The sequence below is a fragment of the Nonomuraea sp. SYSU D8015 genome, from assembly GCF_008065375.1.
Lineage (GTDB): Bacteria > Actinomycetota > Actinomycetes > Streptosporangiales > Streptosporangiaceae > Nonomuraea.
In genome coordinates this window covers 120,035-129,108 of the sequence record NZ_VJYI01000027.1, presented here as the reverse complement: position 1 = coordinate 129,108, position 9,074 = coordinate 120,035, and the positions used below count along the sequence as shown (strand labels likewise).

Here is a 9,074-nt window from a genome sequence, read left to right as displayed (position 1 = left end):
TCCAGACCACCTACTCGGCGTCCTTCGACGAGGGCTTCGCCAACTCCAATACCGCCGCGAAGTCATCGACGGATGCCTCGCCGTAACCGGTCTGAATCTGACGACATCACGCCTTCAAGCTCGTTAATTGTCTGAGTGTTCCTCAACCCATGCGCGCCCGATGCCTCGGAAGTTGGGGCCTCCCGGGCATCGCACATATGAGCGGCTGTACCCGCCCACCCATCCGCCGCGTCGCGTTGTGTCCGGAGCGGCGTCATAGACGCACTTGACGACGATGCGGTGAGCCCACTGCACCCGGTCAGGAATGCAGTCGGAGTAGGCGGTACTGGTAGTCGTCACAATGGCCCGACAGACTGACGCATGAGCAGCGGAAGTGTTCAAAGCCTGAACTCCCATGGCGAGGACGACTGTGGCAGCGGCCGTTGCCGCTAGCTTCCTGGCAGAAAACAGCTTGTTCATTGCGCTCTCCTCGTTGGTACGTGGGGACATCTGTGGTTGCTGACTGGCCGTCGCTGAGGGGACGTTGAGTGCCGAGAATCAGTCAGAGGTTCCCATCGGGGAGCGGTCCCGGGACCGCTCCCCCTGGGGGCCTGTGCCAACCAGGATTGCGGCGGCAGCATTGTTCGGCAGCCCTGATCAGGCAGGCAAACAATGCGTTTTTGGGGGAAACGGACGAGAGGATCAGAAACTGAGGTGCGGTCGAAGCTGACGAATACGTCGACCTCCCCGCCCTTGACACTGACCATCATCAGTAAAGAACGTATAAGTAAACCGTGGTGGCGTCGTCGAGCGTTGGGTTGAAAAGCCGCCAGAACTTCTGCAATACCTTCCTGCGACTTCTGCGGTACACCATGTCCGCGGGGCTGTACCCAGATTTGCGGCAGCGAGATTGTTTCAGTCCGCGCCCCGGACATCGCGCGTGAGCTCGGCATCGGCCGCTCGACGCTGTATCGGGCACTCAAGGGCTCACGCGCCGACCAGCGGCGTGAGGACAGCCTGTTCCCGCCCCGGCATGCGGCGTCTACCCATGGCCGCCGCCGCGCGCGATGGTCGCCGCCGAATTAGTCGTTCCAGGCCACGGAGGCGGACACGGCGGTCATCGACGACCTGGTCGCCGCCATGGGCGCCCCGTCCCGCAGTGAGCTGATCAGCTGCGCTCTGGAGACCTACCTAGCTTTGGCCCCTCACTGCTTGATCACTGCTCCGAGATCAACGGTTCGGGAACAGGAACTCACGGCAGCGTCCCGCTCTCGTCCAAAAACGCCGCCAGGGCGGCGTCCAGGGCGGACCCGCGGCCTTGCGGATCTCGGCCACGGCGTTGAAGACGTCCATGGACGCGTCGGCCTGCATCCCCCCATGGACTGTCCTTGCTGGTTCGGCTAGTGATTGCTGCTCCGAGCCCATGGCGTCGTCGGCCGTTCTGGGGCCGACACGGCGACGAAGTTCGAGGTTCGCGCCGTGGGCGGCTTCCAGCGCTTGTTCAGGGTGGCGATCTCCTCGCGGTGACGCCGTCTGAGCTCGGTGAGTCGGTTGGCAAGGGTACGGATGACGCTGCTGGGCTGGTCAGGGTCGGCGCGTGGAGGAGCGGCCGGTGGGCTGCTGCGCTGCTGGTCGCGGAGCTGCTCAACGCGGCGGCGGATCTCGCGTTCCGGTAGAGGAAGTCGAGAGAGACGCCTGTGCTCTGGGCCAGGGCCCGGAAGGTGATCCGATCGCCGCGACGGATCATGTCGCGCAGGCCTTGCCCCGCTCGTTGGGTGGTGGCGGCCGTCTGACCCGCCTCACCGAGCCAGCGGCAGGCTGACCAGGGACGCCTTCGCGCTATGGCGGCCATCATGCGGACGCACCCAGTTACGGACCTTGGTGGCGCAGAGCCGTCCCAGCAAGGTCTTGGGGCGTGAAGGTCGCGGCCGCCACCCGGAATTGCGGAACAAGTGCTTCCCACAACTCGTCCAGGAACTCGTGCTGATCGGCTGCTTCAGTCAGGGCTTCGATGAACGGCTCTCCGGTGACCAGGCGCTGGCCATCGGATACATAGGTGGTCATCAGCACGGCATCGCCGGGAGCCAGATCCCGGATGGAGAGAGTCAGCAGATTGGTCGAGGTTCGGTCGCTGAGGCTGCGACGGGCGGCGCCGAACCAGGCATCCGCGGGGGAGGCCAGGTTCACGATCACAGTGATTCGCGGCGTGAAGATCGGCGGATCAGGTTCATAGTCCAGGCCGTCCAGCGCGAGTACTGGCGGCCGTCCCGCCTGCAGGCGATCGGCCACGGTGGCTACCTGCTCCCCGTTGCCGAACACAAGCCAGCTGTCACGTTGCGTGGCGGCAACGTAGTGTCGCAGTGGATCGTTCGGGGTTGGATCGGTTGGGCCGACGACGAGTTCGTGACCGACCAGGCGCAAAGCACGCGCCTTCGACGCCTGGCTACGGCCGGTCAGGAGATAGCCGCCACACATCGCACCATCGAGAGTCCTGGCCCACACTACGCTCCGTCCCGGATAGCGGTTGGCCTGGAGAATCTTCCGCAGCGGCGGCATGGACACCCGAACTCCCTTTCGTGATCTGGCCGCTCGTTGATCCACCGGCGGCAGCCGCGGCCAGCCTACTTGCCTGAGGTGCCTTACCGACCTTCAAGCGGCTGACCAGCTACTTCGCTCAACAGCCCCAGATGAAGCCACCGCCGCCTCCGTTCGAGCCGGTGCGGGTGGCGCCGACTCGCTCCGGATGCACCAGTCGATGCTGCCGCCTTCAACGCGAACAGGGCGGCGATCTGTTCGCGCGACAGTGCCCGGGTGCGGTCCGGCGGTGCGGGACGGCGCTCGATGCCGATGATCGGGTTGCCGGTCGGCCAGCCGCGACCGCGCCACCAGGTGACTGCGGCCCTCAGCACCGACAGCTCGCGGTCGACGGTGTCGGCGTCGACCAGCCGGGCCCGCTGGGCGAAGGCCGCGGCGAGCACGTCGGCGGCCGGTGTCGTGCCGTCCGTCTCGCCCAGCGCGGTGAACGCCACGGCGGGCGGCACCGCGCCACGGCGGGCGCGCCGAGCGGCGGTTGCTGGCCGGCGGCCAGCCACCGCCCAGGACAGCAGCGAGATCCGGTAGATGCGCTGGGAGGAGGCGGCGATCCCGGCCGAGCGGAGGCAGGCCTCCACGGCTTCGGCGTCTGTGGCCGGCCGGTCTGTGCGCAGCGGGATGACGGCGGCGCTGCCGGTCGGCGCGGGCGCGGGTTGGCTCATGGTCACACCTGCGGGAGGGCGCCGTCGGGTTCGCCGCACCAGCGTTGCACGCGCCAGGTCTCCTCGCCGCAGCCGTTGGCGTCGGCGGTGCGGATGGCGCAGGTGTCGGCTGCCTCGACCGCGTCGGAGGCGCCGAGCAGGACCCGGGCTGGCTCGTTCTCCCAGGGTCGCTCGGTGGTCAGCAGATCGACGCCCGCCTGCATGGCGATGGTCTCGGCGGCGCGCAGATGCAGCGGCGCCGCCTTGACGTGCCCGGCCAGGTGCCGGGCCTGCACCTTGCCCACGGCCGGGGCCGGGACCTGCCTGCCGGTGAGCCGGCGCAGTTCGGCTTCGGCGTCCTCGCCGGCCAGCCGCAGGCCGATCGCGGCGATCAGCGTCTTGTCGAGTCGCCGGTCGCCATCGCCTCCAGCCCGGCGGCCGCGCGGGTGCGGCCGGAGGCGAAGCAGGCGTCGATGAACTCGTTGGGCGCCCACCCGTCGTCGCCGACGATCGGAGCTGCGTCATCACGCATGGCGATCAGCTTTCTGTCTGCCGCAGTAAATCCGGTATTTACTGCGGCGGTCGCGGCGGCTACTCGGCTGCACGAAGGTACGCGCGGCCCGATAGCTCCGAAGGTCTCGGCCATTTCTCACCGAAACCGACAACCGTTGGCGACCCGACTGCCACGCCTCAGATCAGGGGTAGAGCGTGTAGGTCTTGGTGTTGTTGCACACGATCGTGCTCGGGAGGCAGCGCTTGGCCCTGATCGTAATCCGGTCGAGGTTGGTGAGGGTCCTGGACCATTTGAAGCTCTTGTGGCCGCTGTTCCGGCCGGCCTCCTTGTACCCGCCGTAAATTTCGTTGCCGTTGCTCTTCTTGAAGGAGACCTCGACCACGGTCGTCCAGGCGTCGTTCTTGGTGTCCGTCACGCTGCCGCGCGCCTCGCCGTAGCCGTTGCTACAGAGCTTCAGGACGTAGCTGACGAAGCCGTCCTTCGTGCTCAGCTTGCTCCACTTGTCCTTGCAACCGGCGGACGAGACGCTCGAGGAGGCGGTGGTGGTGGAGGCCGTGGCGGTCGTGGCCGGCGTCAGTACGGCGAAGGCCGCAGAGACCCCGACAACAGTGGCGAGCATCTTCGAGGGGGAGAGCTTCCGCATGAAATTCGATCCTTGTCAGTTAACGAGAACTTCGCGGTGCTCCGCCTGTGATCAGAGCACCGCGAAGGATGCTAAAGACCGGCGGTATAGCAGTGGTATGTCCACAGCATGTCGTGGGTCGAACCCCCTGCCCTGGTCCTGGTGGATCGGCCAGATATCTCTGAAGGCTCGCGGCCACTTACCGCTGAAACTCACACATGACCGACCTCGACGCCCTTCGCTACCGCTGCAGTACGCCGGCTCCGCACTGGACGACGCCGCCTGGCGAAGTTCCCGCCGGCGTGATGATCCCCGACGGCCCCCGGCTGCGGCGGGCCGTCCGTGTCGTCCGCGTGATCGCGGCCAACCGGGGCGACCGCCTGGAAAAGGTTCATGCCGTCGACCGACCCTGCCCGGCGCCGGGACCGGGTCTGGGTCACCCGCTACATGCGCCACGGACACGGCGATGAGTTCAGCCCCCGCGACGCGATGTCCGCCGCACGAGCGGCAAGGCCCTCAGCCCGAACGTGCGAGTGATCGGCGTGGAGCCGGAGAACGGGGGCAGACACCGCGCTGTCGCTGGGCGAAGGCCGCGGCGTGAGCAGACGCCGGCCACGATCGCGGATGGGCTCACCCACACCAGCCCGGCGCCGCTGCCGTTTCTCCATTAACCGGGCGCTTCTCGACCAGGTGATCACCGTCAGCGACACTGAGGTCGCCGAAGCCATGGCGAGCCCGTGCACCACGCGGGCCGGCAACGCCGCCGTTTGGGCTCATGACACGTTTCTAGCTGGCACCCCAGGACCTCAGCCGAGTAACAGGAGTTCGTCGTAGTAGTCGCGGCCCGGCCCAGGCCCTGTTGCTCGCCGAGGAAGCGCCCGTAGAGGTAGCTGCGCCTGCTGTGGTTGAAGATCGCCGGCTTCTCGATCCCTTGGCGAAGCGCGTCGCGTTGAGCGTGAGCCGGGTCCAGGGGAACGGCCAGGTCCCGGTACGCGCCCATCATCCCTCCCTCACCGCCGCCAGGGCCCGTACGGCGAGCAGCCCGCCGATCCCAGGGATGAACGCCTGCGGGCGGGCTCCCGAGGCGGCGGCGGCTGGGGCGAGCGAGGCGGCCACGATGACGACGAGATACGCGGTGCCGTGCAGCGGGCCGACAACGGTCGTGATGGCCTTGGCGTGAACGGTGAGCAGATTGGCGAGCAGCACCATCAGGGACGCGGCCTCGACGGCGGCCGCGATGCGCAAGAGCCGCATGTCGATCACTCCCCCGCGCCCGAGCCGGGCCGGACGATCATCATGACGACCACGACCGCCCAGGTCAGGTTGTAGAAGCCGGCGAGCATGGAAAGCTTGCGCAGCCGCCGGCCGTCGTCGGGGTCGCTGAGCGCGTCGCGCTGGAGCGGGTAGATCCGCGTGGCGAGCAGCACTCCCGCCCCGGCGGTGAGAATCATGGAAATGGTGATCCAGATCTCCCCCATGCGGCCCTGGACGCCGGCGAGCACGATGCCGGCGAGGGGCACGACGAGGCCGAAGACGGCGTACCCGCGGGTGATGCGGTGCAGCGCGACCGCCACACCCCGGTTGCGCTCGCCGTGGTCCGGTGGAAGGCCCGCCGCCGCGCCGGCCGGAACGGCGGCGATGGCGACCGGCGCGTACCGGGGGAACAGGCTCGTCGCGACGGCCGAGCCCCCCACGAAAACGATGCTGGCCAGGACGTGTATCGACAGCAGGACATGTTCCAGCACTTCTTGCCCTCCCTTTCAACCTTCAGGATGTCTGAAGCCTAGCCGAGGCTTCAGTCGCCCTGAAGGTAGGGTCGGGTGACGCCGCCCGCCCCGGCGCGCGGCCGCTGCACGGGCGCGGGAAACTGCTTGGCGTGCGTACCTCCTCATTGATCTCCCTCACCGCGTGGCTGCCGATCGTGCTGCTCCTGTTGGCCGCGCTCGGCGCGCTGGTGGCCTGGGCGGGGCGGCTGGGTCACGGCCAGGCCGTGGTGACGGCGTGCCTGAGGGCGGCCCTGCAGCTAGCGGTGGTCTCCGTCGTGATCGCCTCGGTCGTCGCCCATTCCGCGGCGAGCGCGGCCTTCATCCTGCTCATGTACGGCGTCGCCACCTTCACCGCAGGCCGCCGCATCGCAGGCGGCCGGGCGCTGTGGTGGGCCGGGGTGCCGATCGCGGCGGGCACCGCACCCGTGCTGGCCATCCTGCTGGCGAGCGGAGCGATCTCCACGGACGGCATCGTCGTCATCCCGGTCGCCGGGATCCTGCTGGGCGGATGCCTGACGGCGACGACGCTGGCCGGCCGGCGGGCGCTGGACGAGCTCGCCCAGCGCAAGGGAGAGGTGGAGGCGGCTCTCGCGCTGGGGTTCAGCCCGCGCGACGCCGCGCTGGAGATCTGCCGTCCCGCGGCCGCCCAGGCGCTGGTGCCCGCGCTGGACCAGACCAGGACGGTGGGGCTGGTCACGCTGCCCGGGGCGTTCGTGGGCATGCTGATCGGCGGGTCCAGCCCGATCGAGGCTGGGATCGTGCAGCTCGTGGTGCTGGTGGCGCTGCTGGCGGCCGAGGCCGTGGCGATCCTGGTGACGGTGGAGCTCGCCGCTCGCGGAGCCTTCCCCCGCCGGGGTTCGTGACCCCCGGCCGCGCCGCACGCCATCGGCGGCGTCGCGGGGTGGAGCGCGCCGGCCGGGACCGCTCTAGAGTCGGCAGGGGAACGAGGAGCAGCGGGAGGACGCGGTGGACCTGGGTGAGCTTGGGTGGTTCCTGAAGTCGCGCAGGGACCGGCTGAGCCCGGAGGCCGTCGGCCTGCCGCCCGGGGCCAGGCGGCGCGTGCCCGGCCTGCGCCGGGACGAGGTGGCGCAGCTGGCCAGCATGTCCGCCGACTACTACACCGAGCTGGAGCAGGGCCGCGGGCAGTGCCCGTCGGAGCCGGTCCTGCACGCGCTGTCCCGCGCCCTGCGCCTGAACGCCGACGAGATCGACCACGTGTTCCACCTGGCGGGGCACCCGGCGCCGTTCGGCGCGGAGCCGCTCCAGATGCAGTCCGCGCTTCGCCAGCTGATGGAGCGCCTGCAGGACACCCCCGCCATGGTGGTCACCGACATGCACGAGGTGGTGGTGCAGAACCATGCCGCGCAGGTCCTGGTGGGGCCGCAGGCGGGGCTGACCGGGATCCGGGCGAGCTTCCTCTACCACTGGTTCACCGTCCCGGCCACCCGCGACCTCTACCCGCCGGACGACCACGACTACCACTCCCGGCTGCTCGTCTCCGACCTGCGTGCCGCGGTCGCCCGCCGCGGCCCCGGCGACCGGGCCGGTGCCGCGCTCGTCCGCCATCTGCTGTCCGCCGGCGCCGAGTTCGCCGAGCTGTGGCGGGAGCGGGAGGTGAAAGTGCGCCACGAGGAGTACAAGCGGATCGTCAATCCGGCCCTCGGCATCCTCAAGGTCACCTGCAACAGCATCGTGACCGCCGACACCGAGCAGCGGCTGCTCTGGTTCGTGCCGGACGACCCAGAGGTCGTGCCGGCGTTGCACGCCCTCGACCCGGCCGAGGTCTGGCGCGACTCGCCGGGCCCGGCGTTCGGGCTGCTCCGATCCTGGGGTTGAGCACCCCAGGATGCGCGGCCCGGTCCGGGGCACTCTAGGGGAGGCGGTGCGGGGGCGTCCTCCCTGACGGAGACGTCTCCGCCCGAGTTCCGCAGAGGAGGGGAACCGTCATGCGTGCAGCACTCGCCACCGGGGTGAACGCCCCGCTGTCCCTGATGGATCGCGAGGTCCCGGAGCCGGGCCCGGGCGAGGTCCTGGTGAAGATCACCGCTTGCGGGGTGTGCTTCACGGATCTGAACCTGGTGCGCGGCCACTACCCGTTCGCCCGTTTCCCGATCGTTCCGGGCCATGAGATCACCGGCACGGTCGCCGTGCTCGGCAGCGGCGTGCCGGGCCTGTCCGTGGGCGACTTGGTCGGGGCCCAGTTCCTGTACGACTCGTGCGGCCACTGCGGCTACTGCGTGTCCGGCGATCAGATTCTCTGCCCGTCCAAGCGCATCACCGGCATCGTCGCCGACGGCGGCTACGCCGAGTACGGCCTGTTCAAGGGCGGATACGTGACCCCGCTGCCGGCCGGGCTCGACCCGGTGGCCGCGGCGCCGCTGATGTGTGCGGGCCTGACCGCGTTCAACGCCCTGCGGCGGGCCGGGGCCGCCCCGGGCTCCCGGGTGGCGATCATCGGCAGCGGCGGCATCGGCGCGCTCGCCATCCGCTACGCCCTGGCCATGGGCGCGCGGGTCGCGGTCATCGGCCGGTCGGCCGACGGCGAGGCGGGTGCCAAGGAGCTCGGCGCGGAGCTGTTCGTGGCCAGTCGCGACACCGACCCCGCCGCCGCTCTCAGGGCGTGGGACGGCGGCGCGAACGTCATCCTGAACGCCGCCCCGTCCAACGAGGCCGCCTCCGCCGTCCTCACCGGGCTGGCCCCGGACGGCACGCTGGTGCTCTGCGGCTACGACAACACGCCGCTCACGCTGCAGGCCCAGCCGATGGTGCTCAACCGCCTGCGGGTGATGGCCTCGCCGTCCGGCTCGCCGCACGATCTGCGTGACACGCTCGCCTTCTCCGCACAGCACCGCATCCTGCCCGCGATCACGCCGATCACCCTCGACCAGGCCTCGGCGACGCTGGAGGCCATGGGCGGCGGGACCGGCGGCGGTCGCCGCGTCATCACCTTCGAGTAGCGC

12 protein-coding genes and 1 pseudogene are annotated in these 9,074 nt (G+C 69.6%); 5 read left to right on the top strand and 8 right to left on the bottom strand.

Going from position 1 to position 9,074, the window contains the following annotated elements:
* Positions 1 to 822 precede the first annotated feature (822 nt).
* On the top strand, positions 823 to 1,065 hold the full coding sequence (locus ID574_RS63195) for a helix-turn-helix domain-containing protein (RefSeq protein WP_188196280.1): 243 nt from the start codon (positions 823 to 825) through the stop codon (positions 1,063 to 1,065).
* Between the two features lie 21 nt (positions 1,066 to 1,086).
* Positions 1,087 to 1,383 (top strand): annotated as a pseudogene (locus tag ID574_RS63190) (ribbon-helix-helix protein, CopG family); the annotation flags it as partial.
* Between the two features lie 97 nt (positions 1,384 to 1,480).
* Here ID574_RS63190 and ID574_RS63185 read toward each other — a convergent pair.
* The 8 genes from ID574_RS63185 to ID574_RS50695 form a co-directional block, all read right to left on the bottom strand.
* Positions 1,481 to 1,831 carry a DUF6262 family protein gene (locus ID574_RS63185; protein ID WP_223167922.1) on the bottom strand — a complete coding sequence of 117 codons (351 nt, stop codon included), beginning with the start codon at positions 1,829 to 1,831 and terminating at the stop codon, positions 1,481 to 1,483.
* Between the two features lie 17 nt (positions 1,832 to 1,848).
* The gene (locus ID574_RS50725) at positions 1,849 to 2,535 is read right to left on the bottom strand and encodes an IMP cyclohydrolase (RefSeq protein ID WP_188196279.1); all 687 of its coding nucleotides are present in this window, start codon (positions 2,533 to 2,535) and stop codon (positions 1,849 to 1,851) included.
* A gap of 83 nt (positions 2,536 to 2,618) precedes the next feature.
* Complete coding sequence (locus ID574_RS50720; RefSeq protein WP_188196260.1) at positions 2,619 to 3,233, bottom strand: hypothetical protein; 615 nt, start codon at positions 3,231 to 3,233, stop codon at positions 2,619 to 2,621.
* 2 nt (positions 3,234 to 3,235) lie between these two features.
* Positions 3,236 to 3,517 (bottom strand): hypothetical protein, encoded by a 282-nt coding sequence (locus ID574_RS50715; protein ID WP_188196259.1) that lies wholly within the window; start codon positions 3,515 to 3,517, stop codon positions 3,236 to 3,238.
* Positions 3,518 to 3,603: 86 nt separating this feature from the next.
* Positions 3,604 to 3,744: a hypothetical protein gene (locus ID574_RS50710; protein WP_188196258.1), complete on the bottom strand. Its 141-nt coding sequence runs from the start codon at positions 3,742 to 3,744 to the stop codon at positions 3,604 to 3,606.
* A 163-nt stretch (positions 3,745 to 3,907) separates the two neighbouring features.
* On the bottom strand, positions 3,908 to 4,369 hold the full coding sequence (locus ID574_RS50705) for a hypothetical protein (RefSeq protein WP_188196257.1): 462 nt from the start codon (positions 4,367 to 4,369) through the stop codon (positions 3,908 to 3,910).
* Positions 4,370 to 5,347: 978 nt separating this feature from the next.
* Entirely contained in the window at positions 5,348 to 5,602 is a 255-nt protein-coding gene (locus tag ID574_RS50700) for a DUF3817 domain-containing protein (protein WP_188196256.1), read from the bottom strand.
* Positions 5,603 to 5,607: 5 nt separating this feature from the next.
* Positions 5,608 to 6,093, bottom strand: coding sequence for a hypothetical protein (locus tag ID574_RS50695; protein ID WP_442939432.1), 486 nt, complete (start codon positions 6,091 to 6,093; stop codon positions 5,608 to 5,610).
* A gap of 131 nt (positions 6,094 to 6,224) precedes the next feature.
* Here ID574_RS50695 and ID574_RS50690 point away from each other — a divergent pair, with 131 nt between their 5' ends.
* From ID574_RS50690 to ID574_RS50680, 3 genes are all read left to right on the top strand, one after another.
* The gene (locus ID574_RS50690; RefSeq protein WP_223167919.1) at positions 6,225 to 6,977 is read left to right on the top strand and encodes an ABC transporter permease; all 753 of its coding nucleotides are present in this window, start codon (positions 6,225 to 6,227) and stop codon (positions 6,975 to 6,977) included.
* 103 nt (positions 6,978 to 7,080) lie between these two features.
* Positions 7,081 to 7,950: a helix-turn-helix transcriptional regulator gene (locus tag ID574_RS50685; protein WP_188196255.1), complete on the top strand. Its 870-nt coding sequence runs from the start codon at positions 7,081 to 7,083 to the stop codon at positions 7,948 to 7,950.
* A 110-nt stretch (positions 7,951 to 8,060) separates the two neighbouring features.
* A complete protein-coding gene (locus tag ID574_RS50680) occupies positions 8,061 to 9,071 on the top strand; it encodes an alcohol dehydrogenase catalytic domain-containing protein (RefSeq protein ID WP_188196254.1) in 1,011 nt (336 codons plus the stop codon).
* The last annotated feature ends 3 nt before the right edge of the window (positions 9,072 to 9,074 follow it).

Excerpts from the sequence above, each read along its gene's own strand:
- ID574_RS50710 (WP_188196258.1), bottom strand. The coding sequence starts at position 3,744 with ATGCGTGATGACGCAGCTCCGATCGTCGGCGACGACGGGTGGGCGCCC.
- ID574_RS63185 (WP_223167922.1), bottom strand. The coding sequence starts at position 1,831 with ATGGCCGCCATAGCGCGAAGGCGTCCCTGGTCAGCCTGCCGCTGGCTC.
- ID574_RS50700 (WP_188196256.1), bottom strand. The coding sequence starts at position 5,602 with ATGCGGCTCTTGCGCATCGCGGCCGCCGTCGAGGCCGCGTCCCTGATG.
- ID574_RS50680 (WP_188196254.1), top strand. The coding sequence starts at position 8,061 with ATGCGTGCAGCACTCGCCACCGGGGTGAACGCCCCGCTGTCCCTGATG.
- ID574_RS50720 (WP_188196260.1), bottom strand. The coding sequence starts at position 3,233 with ATGAGCCAACCCGCGCCCGCGCCGACCGGCAGCGCCGCCGTCATCCCG.
- ID574_RS50705 (WP_188196257.1), bottom strand. The coding sequence starts at position 4,369 with ATGCGGAAGCTCTCCCCCTCGAAGATGCTCGCCACTGTTGTCGGGGTC.
- ID574_RS50725 (WP_188196279.1), bottom strand. The coding sequence starts at position 2,535 with ATGCCGCCGCTGCGGAAGATTCTCCAGGCCAACCGCTATCCGGGACGG.